The sequence below is a fragment of the Roseiflexus castenholzii DSM 13941 genome, from assembly GCF_000017805.1.
GTDB lineage: Bacteria > Chloroflexota > Chloroflexia > Chloroflexales > Roseiflexaceae > Roseiflexus > Roseiflexus castenholzii.
The window spans coordinates 1,779,497-1,798,905 of sequence record NC_009767.1 but is presented as its reverse complement, the minus strand read 5'-3'; the positions used below and the strand labels follow the sequence as shown (position 1 = coordinate 1,798,905).

At 63.3% G+C, this 19,409-nt stretch carries 14 protein-coding genes; all 14 read left to right on the top strand.

The annotated features are described in order from the left end of the window. The first annotated feature begins 14 nt into the window (after positions 1–14). Entirely contained in the window at positions 15–1,265 is a 1,251-nt protein-coding gene (locus RCAS_RS07180; RefSeq protein ID WP_012119929.1) for a nucleotide-binding protein, read from the top strand. 381 nt (positions 1,266–1,646) lie between these two features. After that, positions 1,647–3,704 carry an ATPase, T2SS/T4P/T4SS family gene (locus RCAS_RS07170; protein WP_012119928.1) on the top strand — a complete coding sequence of 686 codons (2,058 nt, stop codon included), beginning with the start codon at positions 1,647–1,649 and terminating at the stop codon, positions 3,702–3,704. A gap of 12 nt (positions 3,705–3,716) precedes the next feature. Then, on the top strand, positions 3,717–4,667 hold the full coding sequence (locus tag RCAS_RS07165; protein WP_012119927.1) for a hypothetical protein: 951 nt from the start codon (positions 3,717–3,719) through the stop codon (positions 4,665–4,667). 21 nt (positions 4,668–4,688) lie between these two features. Continuing rightward, on the top strand, positions 4,689–5,480 hold the full coding sequence (locus RCAS_RS07160) for a hypothetical protein (protein WP_012119926.1): 792 nt from the start codon (positions 4,689–4,691) through the stop codon (positions 5,478–5,480). Positions 5,481–5,496: 16 nt separating this feature from the next. After that, the gene (locus RCAS_RS07155; RefSeq protein WP_012119925.1) at positions 5,497–6,195 is read left to right on the top strand and encodes a hypothetical protein; all 699 of its coding nucleotides are present in this window, start codon (positions 5,497–5,499) and stop codon (positions 6,193–6,195) included. A 377-nt stretch (positions 6,196–6,572) separates the two neighbouring features. Continuing rightward, positions 6,573–8,765 (top strand): hypothetical protein, encoded by a 2,193-nt coding sequence (locus RCAS_RS07150; protein ID WP_157042582.1) that lies wholly within the window; start codon positions 6,573–6,575, stop codon positions 8,763–8,765. Beyond that, complete coding sequence (locus RCAS_RS07145; RefSeq protein ID WP_012119923.1) at positions 8,762–11,599, top strand: peptidoglycan DD-metalloendopeptidase family protein; 2,838 nt, start codon at positions 8,762–8,764, stop codon at positions 11,597–11,599. Before RCAS_RS07150 ends, RCAS_RS07145 begins: the two co-directional genes overlap by 4 nt. A gap of 57 nt (positions 11,600–11,656) precedes the next feature. Then, positions 11,657–11,956, top strand: a complete 300-nt coding sequence (locus RCAS_RS07140; protein WP_012119922.1) for a hypothetical protein — start codon at positions 11,657–11,659, stop codon at positions 11,954–11,956. A 19-nt stretch (positions 11,957–11,975) separates the two neighbouring features. Next, positions 11,976–12,365, top strand: a complete 390-nt coding sequence (locus tag RCAS_RS07135; protein WP_012119921.1) for a hypothetical protein — start codon at positions 11,976–11,978, stop codon at positions 12,363–12,365. Further along, positions 12,358–13,032: a hypothetical protein gene (locus tag RCAS_RS07130; RefSeq protein ID WP_012119920.1), complete on the top strand. Its 675-nt coding sequence runs from the start codon at positions 12,358–12,360 to the stop codon at positions 13,030–13,032. The genes RCAS_RS07135 and RCAS_RS07130 overlap by 8 nt, the downstream gene beginning before the upstream one ends. A gap of 6 nt (positions 13,033–13,038) precedes the next feature. Further along, on the top strand, positions 13,039–14,889 hold the full coding sequence (locus tag RCAS_RS07125) for a VirB4 family type IV secretion system protein (RefSeq protein WP_012119919.1): 1,851 nt from the start codon (positions 13,039–13,041) through the stop codon (positions 14,887–14,889). Then, complete coding sequence (locus RCAS_RS07120) at positions 14,889–16,202, top strand: TolB-like translocation protein (protein ID WP_012119918.1); 1,314 nt, start codon at positions 14,889–14,891, stop codon at positions 16,200–16,202. Before RCAS_RS07125 ends, RCAS_RS07120 begins: the two co-directional genes overlap by 1 nt. Then, the gene (locus tag RCAS_RS25005) at positions 16,183–18,471 is read left to right on the top strand and encodes a hypothetical protein (protein ID WP_012119917.1); all 2,289 of its coding nucleotides are present in this window, start codon (positions 16,183–16,185) and stop codon (positions 18,469–18,471) included. Before RCAS_RS07120 ends, RCAS_RS25005 begins: the two co-directional genes overlap by 20 nt. 132 nt (positions 18,472–18,603) lie before the next feature. Further along, positions 18,604–19,257, top strand: coding sequence for a redox-sensing transcriptional repressor Rex (locus RCAS_RS07105; RefSeq protein WP_374711152.1), 654 nt, complete (start codon positions 18,604–18,606; stop codon positions 19,255–19,257). Positions 19,258–19,409 lie beyond the last annotated feature (152 nt).

Below are 19,409 nucleotides of genomic sequence, written 5' to 3'. Positions count from 1 at the left end.
ACAAGGAGCATCCCATGGCAACTGAACTGTTATTGGTCACAAACACGCCGGGGTTGGTCGAGGCGCTTGGCGGCTATAACGGTCTTCTTCCCTTCCCTGCGCCGAACCTGGCGCGTGTGCGCAGTCTGGTCGCCGGTGATCAACCCCCGCCAGTGGTATACCTGGAAGACACACGCGGCACGATTGCCGATCTGTGGGAAACCATTCACGTTGCTCAGGCGCGCGGCGTGCGGGTGCTGATCGGGCTTCAGAGCATTGGCGTGGTGCATGCGGGCGACTTTACCGATGCGGGATTAGCGATCACCACAGCGCGCGACGCTGACGCATTGGCTGCCTGGATCGCGCAGCAACTCGGCGTTGCCCGGCGTCTTGCCGCGCGTCAGGTTACGATTGCGGTCGCCGGCGCCAAAGGCGGCATCGGGAAGAGTCTGGTGGTTGCGTCGCTCGCAGAAGGGATGCGCCGCCGCGGTCTGCGGGTGCTCGTTGTTGACGGCGACCTGTCGAACTCCGGGCTGGTGCCGGAGTTCCGCATCCCGGCAGGATTCGGCTCGTTCCTGACACTGCGCCAGGAAGGTCGCGGACACTCGCAGTTTACGCCGGCCAATGTCGCGCGCCTGATCTGGCGACACGCTCCCAGCGGCATCGACTTTCTCCTCGGTGCCGATGAGGCTGCGCTTGCTGCCGATTTTACGCTGCCAGACTGGCGCGCGCTGATGCAGGCAGTCGGCAGCCTGAGTGAGGTGCTGGAGCGGGATTACGATGTGGTACTGATCGATACCGGTCCTGACATGAAGAAGCGCCCATATGCGCTCGAAGCAGCACGCAATGGCGGGTGGGTCGTGCTGCCGGCGCCGCCGGGACGCAAAGAGCGCGCGGGAGTCGGGATCGCTCTGCAACAGTTTGCGGCGCATCAACCCGACCTGACCGACCGCTGCCTGCTCATTTTGATGGAGCCTGAGCGTGGTGTGACCATTGGTTTGCGCCAGGTTGCACCATTGTTCAACGAGCACTGGCCCAAAGCCCGCATTATCGGCACACTGCCGCGCGATCCGCACCTGGTGAGCCTGGCGAACGAAGAGGCGGATCGGTACGTCTCGCCGCTGGATGTCGGGAAGTTTCGCCCCTTTTCGCTCGCAGTTCACGCCATTGTTGACGAGATGTGCCGCGTAATCGGGCTGCCGCTGCCACAGCCAAAGCCGACCGTCAGCCTGTTCCGGCGCTGGTTTCCGGGGAAGCCGGCGCTTCAGGTTGAAGGCGGTTTTTGAAGGTTGTCTGCGCAGGCGCAGGGTGAGAGGGGGCGCACGGATCGCCACGGATCACGACGGAGGCGCACGGATAGCGGGATGGGGCGCCCGGATCGCCACGGATCACGACGGAGGCGCGCACATAGGACACGCCGTAGTTCCCGGTTCCGCGCAGGCGCAGGGTGAGAGGGGGCGCACGGATCGCCACGGATCACGACGGAGGCGCGCGGATAGTGGGAAGGGGCGCCCGGATCGCCACGGATCACGACGGAGGCGCGCGGATAGTGGGAAGGGGCGCGCGGATCGCCACGGATCACGACGGAGGCGCGCGGATGGATCTCGTAGTCGTTCTCAGTTCTCGGCTCTCAGTTCTCGGTTCTCAGTTCTCGGCAAGGACACACTATGAATCATCAACCAGTACACAACCCGTCCGCTCCGCCGCTTGCCATTGAAGAAGACGGCGGGCTGGCGACGCTTCTCGGCGGACCAACCGACACCCTGGCGCGCGAAGCAGCGCTGCGTGAAGCCGCCGTATTGCAGGCGGCGCGCGATGAACTTCAGCAAGCATTCAGCACCGACAGACGGCGACACCTGCTGAACCCATTCGCTCCAGCCGCCGAGCGCAACGCCGAAGTCGTCCTGGTGCTACGCCAGGCAATCGGGCAGCACCGCGCGCGCGGCGGACCGCTGGCGCGCGTGCCGACCGATGACGAAACCCTGCTGAACCTCTTTGCCGCGACCATTGGTTGGGGACCGGCGCAACGGTACCTGGACGATCCGCGTGTCAATGAGGTCAAAATCATCGGGCGTCGCATTCGTGTTCAAGAGAGCGGCAAACCCTTCGTGACCGTTGCAGAGCAGTTTGCTGCCGCAGCCGAAGTGCGCGACCGGGCGATGCTGCTGGCATCCCTGATGGGAGTGCATCTCGACGCACAGAATCCGCAGGAAACCCTGCCAGCCGATCATGGGACGCGCATTCATGCGACCATTCCGCCGCGCATCCCGACCGAAGATGGCGCACTCATCTGCATCCGGCGCGGGCGACGCATCGCGTGGGACCTGCATGATGTCGTGCAGCGCGGCACATTCGACCAGCAGATGTTTGACCTGCTTCTGTTGCTGGCGCGGGCGCGTTGTTCGTTCCTGATCGCGGGACGCACCGGCAGCGGCAAAACGGCGCTCCTCGAAGCGCTCGCCAACTCATGGCCCGGCGATCCGCACATTCTGACAATTGAAGACCACATGCAGGAGATTCACATCCGGCGCACCGATCTCTGGACGCGCGAACAGGTCAATACCCAGCGCGACCCCGACGCCTTCGGGCGCGTCGCCAGAGAAGCGCTGCGCCAGACGCCCGACCTCCTCTGCCCCGGCGAGATCCGCGGCAATGAAGCCGGCGCGGTGCTGGCGCTCGTCCTCTCCGACCATCCGGTGATCACCACGCTGCACGCGCGCTCATGCAGTGAGGCAATTGAACGCTTTGCCAGTTTCGCCGCTATGCCTGGCGCGTATATGTACGAAGATCGCCGCACCGACGCCCTGCGAGATGCAGCCAGTGGCTTCGATGTCGTGATTAAAGTCGATAACTGGGAAGAACTCGGTCTGCGCCTGATCACCGACGTGGCACTGCTGAACGGCGTCGTGGTGGAAGATGGCGTCATTCGTCCTGCCCTGACTCCACTGGCAAAGGTCGATATTCGCCCAGACGGGCGAATAGTCTGGCATTGCCGGGCGACGGTTGGGCATAATGGGTTACTGGAGTGGACCGGAAGTGATCAGACGCCCGCATCACTGCGCGAAAAACTGATACGAGCGCGCGCTCTGGCGCAGGTGCGGCAGAACGCCACCACCCTCGACGCCGTTGCCGACGCTATCACGCGCGCGCGGACGCACACCCTGGCAGGCGCGCCAGAGCGAGCGCTGGCAGCGCTGCGCAGCGCCTGGACGCAACGCCGCGACCCGCGGCTGATCGGCGCAGCGCAGGACATATTGAGTCAGACATCAGCCGCCTTTGCCGGTGTGATCGAGCAGGCAAACGCCGAAGGGGCTGCGTTGCAACGCCTGATCAACGCCAACCGCTGGCGTGATGCGCGCCTGGCGCTCGACGCAATCATGACCGATCTTGCCATCACGGCGCACGCCGCGCCGCCAGGCGGTTGGGAAGCGGTGGAGATGCGCATTCGCCAGGGTATTGCCGCCGAAACCGATGCCGAAGAAGCGCGGATCGAAGCCGAACGAGCGTTCGAGCAAGGGCATGCCCGGCTTGCTGTCGATATCCTTGCGCGCTTCACCCCATCCGATTTGCCGATAACGATTGCGCTACCCCTCATCCGCGTGCGCGAACGCGCGATGGAATACCTGGTGAACGCCGGGCAGGGTTCCGAGGACGCACTTGCCACCGTGCGCGCCCAGCGCCAGGCGCTGGAGGCCAGCAACGGATCAGGCGCACAACCGCACTGAAAGGATGTCATTATGAACCCGGATGCGATGATCACACCAAACGTGACATACCCCGAAACAGCGTGGCTGGCGGATCTACCGCCGCTGGCGGCGACGATTGCAGCGATCCTGGCATTGACCCTTCTGATGCACAGCCGATTGGGCGCGGCACTCGATGCGTATCTGGCGCAGCGGTTCACCCGTCCCGGAGCCGATCTCCTCGACCCCGCACTGCGCTGGCGTCCCCCGGTGATGAGCGCGTCGCGGCTGCTCGCCATCTGCGTTATTGCCGCACTTGCGATCCTGATTGTCGTGAGCCGGATAGGACCGCTGCTGGTCGCCATTGTGCTGATGGGACCGGTGACCGCACTGATCATCTGGGCGCTTCTCTGGTTTGAAGAGCAGCGGTACGCCACCCGTATCGACGCGACTCTGCCGGCGACGGTCGGACGCCTGGAGGCGCAGTTGCGCGCGGGAAGCGGTCTGCAACCGGCTATCGAGAAGGTTATCGCCGACATGCCCGCCTCGCCGCTCAAAGCCGAATGGTCATGGTTCCTGGAGCGGCTGGGACAACCCCTCGCAGCCGGAGCGCTTGCCACTGCAACGATGGTGTGCGCTGCGCTACGCGCTCAGACGCCGTCGCGCCGCCATGCTACGTTTCTGAGCCATCTGGAGATCGCCATCGATCAACCGCACGCTGCGCTGGTGCAGCGGGTTCGCGCAGCATACGAGGCAATGCAGGCATCCGACCGCCGTGCCAGCATGCTGGCAACTGAACTTGCTCAAATGCGCAATACCGGAATCGCCCTGTTCCTGATCAATGTTGGTATCACGCTTTACCTCTTCATCGTTCAGCACGAGCGGTTTCTGACAGCATACCGGAGCAACATTGGCGTTGGAGTCGGAGCGGTGCTGGCGCTGGTCGTCGGCGCACCACTGATCGGCGGCTATCTGCTCGGACGGGCTGAAGACATTGCGTATTGATACGAGAATCGAGGCATCCAAATGATCGACATCTTCATTGTACCGGGCGTCTGGACTGTGTTCGCCAGCCTCGCCGGCGTCCTGATCGCGGTTATCGGGGTAGCGCAGCTCGAACAGGCGCGCACGCTGGCAAACGGGTTGCGCACCCTTCCGTCCCGCTGGGGCATGACGGGTCGGTTTGTGCTGGGACACCTGGCAGCGCTGCCACTCGCGTCGGCGCTGATCCTGCTCCTTGTTTCTACGGGAATTGAGGGTATGCCGCGCCTGCTCCTGGCAACCGTTGCACTCGCCATCTATCTGTATATCGGCGTCATCATTCCACGCAAACCGGTGACAGCCAGGCAGCAGGAGCAGAAACGACTGCGGCGATTGACCCCATCGTTTGTCGCGTATGTGCGCGTTGCACTTGCCGGGTATGATCCACCGCCGATGTTACTTGAGCGCTATGTGATGCGACCTGATGACCATTACGCGCCGATGCAGCGTGCTGTGGCTGATGCGTTGCGCCTGATGCGCGATCACGGCGTATTGCCGTTCGATGCGTTGCGTCGTGTGGCGCGCGACCGCGGGTGCGCCGAGTTGATCGACGTTGCCGAGGCGCTGACGCAGTCTGAGGCGGAAGGTTCCGATCCGCAAACCGCATTGCTGGCGCAGGAAACGACGCTCAATCAGGTGCTCCACGATGAGTTCCGCCAGATGATCGAGCGGCGCAAACTCTACCTGCTCGCACTTGCAGCCCTGGCAGTCGTCAGTGTGCTGGTGCAGATCATCTTCGTGATTGTGATGGGCAGCAACGTCATGGGACGGTTCTAGACCGTGGAGTTGAACAGTGAGACCGTCTCGTCGCAACCGTTCGCGTCGCCGACGTATACCCCCGCAGAATGGCATGCAGCGCCAGCGCGCGTCCTCTCTTCCGACAGTGAGTGATCGGGTGTTGCGCTGGTTGCTCAACCATCCATCGCTGGATCGGTTGCTGACCATCGCACTGCGCTATCCGCGGGCGCTTGTGATTGCTGCTATCGTCATCGGCGCGACGCTGACCGTCTGGCACATGAGCGCGCTTCTGCATGCGCCTGAAGCCATGCCAAATCTGACGCGCACCACCGATGTGCATGCGCTTCCGTCACCAACGATCGCAACAACACCTGCCAGCGATGTAGTGCCGTTCCTGGCGGCGTACAACCGGGCAAGCGCACTGGCGGCGGCGCAGGGTCAGGCGACGCTGCTCGCACCCTACCTCGCGCCCGACGGTTCTGCCTGGCAATCGGTGGTCGCGGAGTATGCGCGACGCGCCAATGCGGGTGAGCGCCGTGACGCCACCCTGGTGCGCTGGGGCATATTGCAGAGCGACATGTCCTCGCATGGCGGCTGGATCGAAACCCAGGAACAGTGGGATGTGATCGTCACCGTCGGCGGGCGCATTGTCAGCAGCCGACGCGGCGTGTTGACCCACAACCGGTACTGGTTGCGCCGGGACGCCGACGGCTGGCGGATCGTCGATGCGACGACCCTTGAGGTGATCCGATAGATACGGCAACGTCTGTTTCACCTATGTCGGGAGCATGGCATATGACATTCCGCTTACACATCCCAAACAGGCATGCTCTTCCCGCAGGCGTATGGAACAGTAGAGCGCGCGTGGTTCCACAATCAAGGCGCACACTGCCAGAAGGCTCCTGCCCGCCTCCCGCCTCACGTGGTCCTGGCTTAGCGCCCGATTGCTCGCATTGCAGGCTATCCACGATCAACGAGTCGGAGGCACGCCCAAAGAATATCGCCGTATTGTGCTGCGCATCCGGTCGATGGCGCTTGCGCGCGGCGCTGTCCGCTGCTCTCGTGATCTCTTCACGGAATGCGGGCGCGCCGCGTTCCCTCCCATCAGCACGGAACCGGCGTCTAACGTCGTTGCCGATCCCGCCTGTAGACGCGCCGCCGGCGCACTCACAGACGCGCACTTTTCCTGGGGTCTCGCAGGCAGGCGCGCTGCCGTCCTGCACATTTCGGGCGCTGATCTGCGCAACGTTTCTGGCGCTGCTGATCGTTCTGCCAATGCCAGCGTTCGCCGATGCACCCGGCACACGCGGTGATCCGTCGCAGCCGCAGGGTTCGATGCAGCCAACAGGCGCAGCGCCCGCCGATAGCGCATTGTGGCAGGGCGTCCAACCCCTGGCGCCATCGGGCATGTCCCTGGATACGCCTGTGTCGGGCGTGGCGCTCAACTCCGACCCCGCGAGCGATTGGTGGTCGCGGAACCTCAACCCCGGCGCCTGGGTGCTCGACGCCGGAATGGGAGTTGTTGCGGGGGTAATCGCCACCTTTGGCGAAACAGCGCAGCGCACCGCAGCCGTGCTCCTCAATGTGCGAACATCCGATCAATCCTGGACGATCATTCCATCGAGCTGTAGCGACAATGCGGCGACCAACTTCGTTTTTTGCACTCCATCCGCTCTCACCTACGAACATCCAGCGATGACGGCGATCTGGCGCATTATGCGCGCTGTGGCGCAACTGCTCGTCACGCTCCTCTTCGTTGTGCGGATGAGCCGTCTGGCGGCGGAAGGTCAACAGAGCCTGGCCGCAGAGGGGAAAGGGCTGCTGCTGACCTTCATCGGCGTCTCGTTGTTCATCAACTCCACACAGGCGACTCTAGGGCTCATCATTGACCTCTTCAACGCCATCAGCGACGCGCTGCTCACACACGCCTCATTCGAGATGCCGACGCCGATCGGTCACGAACTCAACATCGGCGCGCTATCGATGTATGCCGTGTTCTGGCTCGCAATGGTCTGGTTGATCATCAAAAGCGCCTTTCGTGTGGTGCATGTGATGGTGCTGGTCGGTCTTGCGCCGATGGCAGGCGCGCTGCTGATGGACCGTTCAACATCGCCGCGCTTCTACGGCTGGCTCAACCGTCTCTTTGATCTCCTGATCGAACAGGTCGCACTGGCAGCAACGATGATCGTCGCAGTGGCGCTCGTGTCGCCACTACGGGGTGGTGCAATCGAGTCGTTTACCGGCTATGTGCTTGGTCTGCTCACTCTGCTGGTAGTGGTGATCGGCGCAGAGAGGCTGACCGGCATGGCGCAGTCGGTGACGCGACATGTGCCGCTGGAGTCACAGGCGGAACGATTGCTCTGGCGCAGTGGGAAGGACCTGGCAAAGCCACGCGTCGAAAGTCTCAAGAAAGGCGCCGGAAATGTTGCGAAGGCGTCGTTTTCCCTTATCGGCGATGCTCTGGCGCGACGCGACCGCCGATTTCATCAGTCGGCGCGCGAGGTGGTCAAACCCGGCACGGATGCTGCCGGCGGACGTTCCGCCACTGCGCCTCGAACTATCGATGGGCGTGTGCCATTTCAGATGCCCGTCGCCGACAGTCGAACCCGGCGCAAGTATGACCAACTGAGAGCGCACGTGATCGCCGGCGACCGACCCGACCGGGCACGGCGCAAGATGGCAGCGATCCACGCGCGCGGCATGCGCGCACAGGCTGAAGAGATCAGGAAGCAGAACGGTCTCTTCACGCCTCGCGAGCAACGCCTGGCGCGGCGGCAGGCAGCCGCCGATCTGGAGCGACGCGCCGACCAACAAGCGGCGTTTGCGAAAGGGCAACTGCGCGCGCGCCCCTCGCCATGGAACGCCGAACAGCGCCAGCGTCGCCGTGCAGTTGCGCGCACTGCTCTGCTCGAAGCTCAGGCGGAGCACCGGATCGAGCGTGAAGATGCACTCGCTTCCATCAAGCGCGACGAGCACGAACTGCGCAGCGCTGCGCCCGAACAGCGCGCCGTGATCATGGCGCGCATCCAGGAACGGCAGACGCGCGTGGCGGAACTGACCCCTGCGGCAGGCATGACGGTCGCCGCAGCAACGCGCGCGCGCGCGGCGGCGCTTATGCGGCAACGCCTGGAGGCGGAAGGGCTTGCCACGCCGCCGCGCGCGCACCGACCTTGGGAAATGGCAAAGCAATCCTCGTCCCCATATTCCTCCGTTGTCGTTGCGGAACGCCGCACTTCTGGAATGGGTGATCACTCCGCGCCGGCATCCCTGCATTCGCCGATCCTGCCGGCGCACCGCTCCGATGAACAGGAGCGCCGCCGATGAGCGCGAATGAACAGCAGTCCGCTGTTGCACCAGAGGCGCGCGACATTGCCCGGAGCGCTGCACAACTGGCGGCGCGCCATACCGCAAAGCGCGCCCTCGCAACTGGTGGATCGGCGGCGTTGAAGGTCGGCGCTGTGGCAGGCGGCAAGGTCGTGCTCATCGTGGCGCTGTGTGTTGCCGCCATCGTGCTGATCTGCGGACTGGCGCTGATAATTGCAGGCGCACTTGGCACGATCTTTCAGCACACGGCGCTCCCCTGGCCCGTGGCGCCGGACGTGCAACCCGACGGAACCTACCGCGCAGGCGGATGGGCGATTTCCAGTCGCTTCGGCTGGCGCACACACCCGATCACCGGTCAACCTGAGTTCCATAACGGCATCGACATCGTCAGTCCAACCGGCGCATGCCCCTTCGCACATCGCTGCCTGCTTCCCGCCATGATCGATGGCGTGGTCACCTATGTTGGATGGGACGAAAACCACGGACGCCATCCAGATCAGGAAGGCGGCGGGCAGATTGTCGTGGTCGAGAGCAATCGTGGCGCGTACCAGACGATCTATGCTCATCTGGAACCGTACCGCCTGCACGTGCAACTCCAAGGGCGGATCGTCGATGAGTATGGACGCTACGACGAGTATGCCGACTATCAGCCGATCGGCGCCGGTGAACTCGTTCCTGACGTTTCTGACGGGGCGATTGCCATCTCGTGTCGGGGTGATATGCCGATGTTCACGCCGACTCGCAGCGGCGCAACCATCACCTTCCTCTACGACCGGCCTGCCGACTGTCAGACCAGTGTGATGTGGGGAGAACGCGGCGATGGCTGGCGCGGCTGGATCGCCGACGATCCGCCGACCAATGCGCAGGGACAGGCAACCCTGCGCTGGCAGACGCCACTCAACGGCACACGCAGTGAACGCCGCGCCGGGGATGTGGCGCTGCGCTTCCGCGCCTCCCTCGTGCCACCGCCGCCGCCAACTCCGACCCCGACGCCACCGATTACGCCGACGCCTGGAGTGAATGCGTATCAGACCGAGACGGTGATGCTAGCGATGCAGACAGACGATCAGGAAATCGATCAATCTCCCGCCTGTCATCCGACGGTTGATGGCACGCGTTGCGTGTGGCAGTTGGCGGATATTCCGGTCGCTTCGCAGCAGAATATCGTCCTGCGCGGCGCGTATGGCACAGGGAGCCTTGCGCCACGCGCCGTATCGGTCGCTCTCACGAGCGTTTCGCCTTCTCCAAGCCCAACATCGCCGCAGAACGCCATATCGTTTCTGGACGCCAGCATGAGCACGGTGGGGTCCTATCGAGTGCCGGTTGGCGGACGTCGCCGGATTGCGTTTGCCGGCACGAGCAGCGACTGGCCCCTGACCGTCGAGATCGATGCTGGCGAACATTTGATGGTACTGGGGGTGACCGGCGTTTCCGGCGGCGTGCAGTGCTCATCAACCGAGAGCAGCGTTCAGTGTCGCGCCGACGGACCGCACGTGCTCTGGGTCGAGTTCGTCGTCGAGGTGCGCGCCAACGCGCCAATGAATAGCATTCAGACCCTGAACGGGACCCTCCGATCGCCGGTGCGACAGACCGGCGCAACGCTCAATCTGCTCATCGATCCATATGCGGTGACTCCCGGACCCTGGCCCCCACCGACGCCGCTACCGACGGCGACGCCAGCGGCGTACCCTTTCCCGGCGACCGCCACAACGCCCCCTTTTCCACCGGAAATCACGCTCCCGGAAGTGACGCCAATAGCCGGACCCTCGCCAGAACCTGGACAGGGACCAGGGCAATCGCCACTGGCATGCCGACCGCAAGCGCTCGTGCCGTTGCCGGGAGTTGTCAATGCCGCAGGAACTACCACGAATATGGCGCTGGCAGAGGACGCGGCGCACAGTTTCGCCGCCGTGCGCGCCGAGATCATCGCAACCGCCGGTCAGGACCCGCTGGCGCGCCTGGCGGACGCGCTACGTGCACCGGAGTTTCGCTCGAACAAACCAGGGGTTGCACTGATGTCGTGGCATATGACGGGGCGGGCGATAGATCTGGACACCGGTTTCCCCTGGCGGCGGGTGCGTGAAGGGCGACTGTGGCGACTGTATATCAACCTGACTGATGTGACCGCTATCTTCGAGCGTCATGGCTGGAACCGCATTCCAGACCGCGCCGATTCACAGGAGTGGTGGCACTATGAATATCACCCGAATGGCATCAGTTGGGCGAGCGCCATGCGCGAAATCTGGACCCTCGCGCGGTTGCAGATGGCATTCCCGCAGATCAATTGGCTCAGTGTCGGTTGCCGGTCAACGCTGCCAGACGGCGCGATGCCATTGCCAGACGACATGCACGAACGTTGCCTGGCGGGCGCCCCCGCGTTTGCGCGCGCCGTCGAAGCCTTGCCCGGCTGTGGTCCGCCGGTGCGCCCTGGGGACCGCGTGTATCAACTGGAGTCGCCGTTGGGATTCGTCGGGCTGACCGGGCAAACGACCGGACCGCACCTGCACCTGGGGATACGGCAGCGCGGATATGCGGGAGATCTTCCGATGATCAACATTTGCACACCGGAGTGGTTGCAGGGTGTGCAACCATTGCCCGACGCCGACTGCTGGACAGATATGGTCGATCCGCTGGCATTCCTGCCGCTGGCGCCACCGAACAACAGCGCCGGATTGCCGGAAGGCGCTCCGTATCAGTTGCCGCCGCCAGATTACCCCGGATCGCTCTACCGCGAACCGCGTCCCGGTGAACCGCCGGTCGGTCAGTACTGGTCGCCCGACGCGGACGGCGGAAGGTATGGCGGCGGCAAATCAGGACGATCCACATCACGGTAATCGTTCCTGAACGAACCGTCCCTGTCATCTCTCTACAATCTGAAAGGATGTGACACTATGGAATCCATCATCGCTCTGATCAGTATGGCGGCATCACACCTCCCCGCCGATCTCCTGCACCTCTTCGCCGACCCTCCGAAGTTCGACGGATTGTTCAAGGCGCTATTCGACTGGCTGAAAAACATCATCACCGTCGCCGGAGGCTTCTTTCTGCTGATTGATATGGCAAAACACATCTTCTCATCACCACGTGATCTACGCAGCGCGGGCATCGATCTGGCCGTCTTCGTCATTCTGCTGGTAGTCGCCAATCAATCGTCGAGCATTGTGGCATGGGCGATGGGACTGACCGGCTAGCCCGGAGAGGAGGAGGGGCATGAGCGACTATCTGAGCGCCGTTGTGCCGCGTCGGTTGCGGTTGCGCGCATCGGTGCAGATTGCCGGGATGCGGCTGCCAGCACGCTCATTTCTGATGATTGTCGGCGTGATGGCGCTCGGAGGCATTGCCATTTCACTCGGCGCCGACATCGAACGCACCATCTGGATCAGCGGCGGGGCGATTTTCGTTGGACTGGCGCTACTGGAAGGGCGCATCTGGGGACGCTCGTCACGCGATGCCGCCCGCATCGTGTGGCGGCACCTCAATCGACCGAAGCAAATCCGCGCCAACCAGCCGCAGGTCGTCCTTCTACCCGAAGCATCGGCGCTGCCAGCATTGATGCCGCAACGTCCGCGCTGGCAGCGCCAGGAGAGTTCTGATGAATGACAACGAACTGCGCGCCGCCATCCCGCGACGCATTGTGCGCGGCGCCATCCTGCGCTCCGATGGGCGCGCCGTCGGGCTGGTCGGCGGTGGCGCGCCTGCGTGGGATCTGCGCTCGCGCGAGAGCCGGGCGCGGCTGGCGGAGACGTACCATCGCATGCTGCTGGCGCAGGATGCGCCGGTGGATGTGTATATCATCGATGGACCGCCAGACCTGGACCGCGAAATGACCGAACTGTACCGGCGCAGCAGTCAATCGGACGACCCGACCTTAACTGCCGTGCTGGACGAAATTGCGGAGTATCTGGAAGCGTGCGCCAACGCGACGGTCAGCCGCCACAAACAGGTCATCTGGGCAATCGCCGGTCGTGAACCGTCGGCGCTGCCGGTCAGTGCCAGAAACTGGCTATCAGGATCGATCCGCAGCATCCATCGAGCGCTTCCGGCGCTGCACGATGCGCCACTGGCGGAAGCGGTCGAACGGGCGCGGCGTCTTGCAGATGCGCTGACATCGCTTGGGGGAACGCCTCTGCCGCGCCTGCTTGAAGCCGAGGAGATCACGCGAATGTGGTTTCGTCTGATCGATCCGGTGCGCGCGTCACGCTATCCATTGCAGGGCGCACTCCTCGAACGGCTTCGCGTGGTTGTGAGCGTTGGTCAAGGAAAGTGAGGCGTTATGGCACTCCGAGATGCGCTTGCCCGACCGATCATCGAGCCGGTACGCCGCCGCACCGCCAACGCAGCGTTTCTTTCCGGCACCACAACGCTGACCACGCTGCTCGCGCCCGACGGCATTGATCGGCGCTGGAGCCATATGATCCAGGTGGGCGATTCCTTTATCACCACACTGGAAGTGCGCGCATTCCCGCCGGTGCTCACACTGGCGTGGCTCGACGATCCCACATTGGGGCTGGACAGTTCCGGCATTACGGTTCATCAGCGCCTCGTGCCGGTTCCCGATGCGCTTGCGCGCCGCTGGCTGGCGCGCAGCGAAGACGCGGCGCTTGGCACACTGGCCGGCGACGCACAGGCAGGCACGCATTTCGACGCTGAAGCGCAGCAGGGTATCGAAGCAGCAGCGGCGCTGCGCCACGATCTCACGGCAGGAACAGACCGCCTGTTCCAGGTAGCGATCACCATCACCATAGCAGCGGCAACCCCCGATGAACTTGCAGCCCGTATTGATCGGGTGCGGCTCGCTGCGGCACAGCAGGGAATCCTGCTCGGCAGCATGCAGTTTCAACAGTGGGAAGGGTATCTCGATGCGTTGCCGCTGGGACGCTCGCCGTCTGGATTGGTGCACGACGCCAGCGGGCGCGCCGCTGCGATGGGCATACCCACAGCGTCGCCAGGATTGACGCGACGCGGCGGATTGCCGATAGTCTGGGGAGAACATCCGCGCAGCGGCGCGCCCGTCGTCTATGACCGCTGGCAGGCGACGAACCCGCACATGCTCATTGTCGCCGAGTCGGGAAGCGGAAAAACATACACTATGGGCGGGTTGCTGGCGCAGGAACTGGCGCTCGGCGAGGATGCGCTGCTCATTCTCGATCCAAAGCGTCAGGAGTACCGTCCGTTGACGACTGCGCTCGGCGGCGCCTACATTTCGCTGTCGAGTCGCGCCGGCTACCACATTAATCCGCTGGAACTGCCGCCACTCGCGCCCGAACGCGCGCGCGCCGTCGCGGCGCTGGAAGAAGATCTGCTGGCGCAGCGGATCAGTGTGATCAAAGCGTTGATCATCCGCGAATTGAAGGCGCAGGGCACGCACATCGACGCCACCGGCGCAGCCGCGATTCAGGACGCCATTGCCGCAGCCTATGCCGAACGCGGCATCAGCAGCGATCCGCGCACATTCGGGCAGCCAATGCCCACCTTCAGCGATGTGCAGCAGCATCTGACGGCGATCACACCCGACCTGGCGCGCGCTATGACACTGTTCACACGCGGCATCATCGGCGACCTTTTCAACCATCCATCGAACGTACCGACCGACAACCCGTTGCTGGCGATTGACCTCTGGACCTTGCTCCAGAGCAATGATGAAACCCTTGCCCGATTGTTGCCGGTGATCGTGATGGACTTTTTCGTGACCACGGCGATCAACCGTCCAACCGGGCGACGCAGCCATCTGGTGCTCGACGAAGCGCATGCGCTGCTACACTCAGACGTGGGCGCGCGCACGTTGCAGATGATTTTCCGCATCGGACGTAGCCTTCAGTTCAAAGCGACCGTCATCACTCAGAGCCTCGACGACCTGGATGAAAGCGAACAAACGCGCGTGTTGCTGGAAAATGCGCGCACCAAACTCATCCTGGGACTGAACCAGGACTCCGATGCGGTCAACCGGGCAGCCGCCATTCTGCGCCTGAATGAAGAGGAAGCGGCGTATCTGGCGACGTGCCGGATCGAGCGTGGCATCGGCGCAACGGCATTGCTGCTGGCTGATGGCGAACGCACACCGTTGTTCATTCCAAGATGGCCCGACACAATCCATCGGATTGTGACTGGCGCAGGGAGCGACTGATGATTGTGGCAGGGTATCGTATCAATCTGGACGCGCTGCTGGCGCGCGTCGTCTATCGCTGGCACTGGACCATTGTGTTTACTGCGCTCGCCATCGGGATTCTGATCGGTATTGCGAGCGGCATTGTGCCACCGTTCTGGCGCGGGCGCGCCGAATTGCGGGTGCAGGCTGCGCCAGAAGCGCGCATCACAGTCGATGGACGACCCTGGAATGGCGACATCTACGCCGGTACGCACACTGTTGCAGCGACTCTGCCGGACGGACGGCGATCGTGGGTGCATCTGACACTCCAATCAGGGGAGACCGTTTCGCTCGATCTCCCGCGTGGTCTGCCGGCGCCACAGGTGCGCCGGATGCCGTCTGCCGCGCCGGGCATGCAGATCGCATCTGTCTGGCGCGCCGGCGATTCGTGGCGCGTACAGAGCATCGCGCCCTCTCTGCCGAAAGCGGAAGTGAAAGAATCCGAATGGGACGCGCCGGTAACACAGACCGTCGCCGTTGGGGTGTCTGGGGTCGAACGATTGACCACGATCGACGCCTACCGCGGACGCGCCGATGTTCTGACAGTCCGTGGCACGCGCTACGAGGCGGTGTATGAACCGGCTCAACCGGGCAATCACGTGGACAACCGGGTTGTTGTGCGCGGCTGGGAACAGATAACCGCGACCGTCGTTGGGAATGTGTCGCTGGTGCGATTTGCGCCCGACGGGCGGGCGTTGTTGCTGGCGGAACGCACCATAGCAGGAGAACAGATCCGGTATATGACGCCGGATGCGCCGCCGGTCACGGTCGTTGCGCTTCCCGGCGAGATCATGGGAGTCGCGTGGCATCCTTCGGGTGAGGTGGTCTTGATCGCCAGTCGTGACGGTGATCAACGTGCGCTCACCCTGGCGCGCCTGCGTCCGACGCCGGTCGCAGCGGTTGTCGCCGAACCTGCCACCGACGGGCTGCCACCGTATGCCTGGGGCGACGATGAGGTGATATGGATCGCACCCGATGACGAAGGATTCCCACAGTTATGGAGCGCCACACTCGACACACTGCTGCCTGAATATCAGATGCGCCTCGATGCGCGGGCAATGACGCGACTGGCGAACGGTACGCTGCGTATTGTCATGCTCCAGAGTAGCACAGTCGTCATTGGACGTCTGGATGGCGGGCGGTTCATTGGCGAAGCGACGCTTGCCGGAGTGCCGGCGAACGCAGATCTGATCGGCGAGTGGTACGACGATGAACTGCTGCTGCGGAGCGGGAACGATGCCTGGCTGATCACGATCATGGAAGGAGAGACGTATGAGCGCACCGCGGATTGAAGCGTTGCTGGTCAGTCTGGTTGTGCTGGTTGCCGCCGGGGTCGCGCTGGCGGCTGCGTATGCCCCTCCCATTCCCCGACAGTCGCCGGTGGAACTGCGTCAGGAGTCGTCGCACAAGAATGAGTCGCCGGCTGATCCGCCTGCCCGGATGCATAACGCTGATCGTCAGGCGGCATTCGACATAGTGCTGTTAGTTGATCGGGTTGCGCAATCGATTGACCGGACGGCAGTGGATGAACGGATCGCTCTGCTCGTGATCGGTGGCGTGGCATCGCTGATACTGGCGATAGTCGTTGTGCGGCGGCAGCGACAGGTGGCTACCAGGCAACGATCTGTTCGCATGCGGGAAGAGGCAGAAGCGCCCCCCTGCGAGCACCCTGAAGAGCAACGATTCGTCTCTACCGGGAAATGGGGCGTGATCGTTTGGCAATGGAGCGTCAGCGCCTGGAGATGCACACAGACCTGGATCAGCGCCGCTCATTGCATACCGATGTTGCCGGGTGAGATTCGTGCTCTGCAATATGCGAGAGGTGTTCTCTCACAATGGAGATATGAACAACACTCCTCGCATCTGCCAGACTTCGCACCCGTGAGCGCGGAAGAAGGTCGGTCCGTGGATCAGACAGCGGACGCGCATCGTTCGATGGCAATGTTGCAGTGCTCCGGGTCACAATCCCCTCCCGACACCCATCTCTCCGACGGGCGGGACGCCCCCCCTCCCGACACCCATCTCTCCGACGGGCGGGACGCCCCCCCTCCCGACACCCATCTCTCCGACGGGCGGGACGCCCCCCCTCCCGACACCCATCTCTCCGACGGGCGGGACGCCCGCGCCCCCGGCAACGCCGTTCTTCCTGGCGAGCGAGACACCCGCGCCCCCGGCAGCGCCGTTCTTCCTGGCGGACAGGACACCCGCGCCCCCGGCAACGCCGTTCTTCCCGCCGGACGGGACACCCGCGCCCCCGGCAACGCCGTTCTTCCCGCCGGACAGGACACCCGCGCGCCCGGCAACGCCGTTCTTCCCGCCGGACGGGACACCCGCGCCCCCGGCAACGCCGTTCTTCCTGGCGGACAGGACACCCGCGCCCCCGGCAACGCCGTTCTTCCTGGCGGACAGGACACCCGCGCCCCCGGCAACGCCGTTCTTCCCGCCGGACGGGACACCCGCGCCCCCGGCAACGCCGTTCTTCCCGCCGGACAGGACACCCGCGCCCCCGGCAACGCCGTTCTTCCCGCCGGACAGGACACCCGCGCCCCCGGCAACGCCGCTTCTGCCGCTCTGACCACCGACGGCGCTGCCGCAGCGGTCGCCGCCGTGCTGGATATGTATGAGCGACAGAGACTGACACAGAGCAAGGTCGTGTTCGCCGAAGCGAACGTCGAGCGCCAGGGAGTGCGGGTACGTCTGACTGTCGCCGCTCACCCCGACGAATCCCGCACGTTGGCGGCATTGCCTGACCAAGCGCCGACGAGTATGCCCGGAGCAAGGGCGCAGTGGCAGCATACCTCCTCTGCGCAACCGGTGCTGAACGTCGCGCTGCGTGGCGCTCTTCCTGCAATGTGCGGCAGCCCGATGCTTCTCCCGGTTGCGCGCCATCAACCGATTGCGCGCCTACCTGCCATCAACCGTGGCACGCTGGCGGTATCGTTCCTGCCGCTGCGCACCTGGCGGCATGTTGGCTTCTACGGCGGCAAAGCCGTTGAGAGCGCCAGTTCTGCCCTGGTCGATCTATTATATATCGAAGCCCCGGAGACGCTTGCGGTGACCATTATCGACGATGGGCAGATCAGTTCGCTCTGTGCAGGAATGCCGCACCTGGTTTCACCGCCTGGCGCAGCGGTGGATTCGCTCATGACGCTTGGGCGCGCCACGCGTTTCTTTTTGCACTCCGATTCAGCAGCGCGCCAATTGTTGATCGTTCTGGTCGAACCGGACACGACGATGCTCAGGATCTACGGCGATCTTGTCGCTCGCCTGTTGCGACACACCTACGCACCGGTGTATACGCTACTGGTGCAGACACGCCAACCTGATGCCCTGTGGCGATTGCCCCTGCCAGCGGTCATGACGGGCGATAGAATAGGGCGATCAGGCAATGAAGCCGATCAACCGCCACCCGGAAGAGTGCGCATCGTTGCTGCTCATATGCGCATCGAACGACAATCCTCTATCTATGATGCAACACGACTGGCGGCACTCGCGGCTGTGTTGCGCAGTTGCACCGGAGCGCCGTTGCCACCCACTGTGTGGGACGCCGTAGCCTCTTGACAACGTGACAAAGATAGTGCTACACTTCACATACTTCGTATAATCATAACCTATGCGCTGTATTGGAATATATCATATCAGCGCGCAGCACCAGGATAAGCGGATCAACTGCGGAGGTCTTACGTGGATCGGATGGAAGGACCCCCTGATGTCGTGGTTCGACGACTGCCATTGTATGCGCGCAGTCTTCGCTATCTCCTCCAGGAAGGCGTTGAGTCTGTCTCATCACAGGAACTCGGTGACCGCATCAATGTCACTGCCGCACAGATCCGCAAAGATCTCTCCTATTTCGGCGAGTTTGGGAAACAAGGCATTGGCTACGATGTTCGCAGACTGCTCCAGCAGATCGAAGATATTCTTGGGCTGACGCAGGAATGGCCCGTGGCGCTGATCGGCATCGGGCACCTCGGCGAAGCCATCGCCCGATATGAGGGGTTCCGTCAACAGGGCATCCGCATTGCCGGGCTGTTCGATAGCAACCCGACCAAGATCGGCAAAGCCATTAATGGCATGACGGTTCAGAGTTTCGATGATGCGGAACGGGTGATCAGGGAACAGGGCATCCGGTTGGCGATTATTGCGGTTCCGGCGCGCAACGCCCAGGAAGTGGCAGATCGCCTGGTAATGGCCGGTGTGCGCGCTATTCTGAGTTACGCTCCGACGGTGCTTCAGGTTCCCGAAGGCGTCTGGGTGCGCTATATCGATCCGGTTGCCATCCTCCATAGCATGACCTACTATCTCGCGCGCGACATTGCCGGTGTGCGTCATAATAACCCCGAAACGTAAGCGGAATATGTCAATGGAGCGTTCCTGGTGAGTGGTTCATCCGCACTAGATGGTGCGCCGATTCTGTCTGCCGAACTCCATTACTTTCGCGCGCCGCCTGAAAACTGGTTGTTGTTGCTAGTGCGTCTGCGACAAATGAGCGCCAATAGACG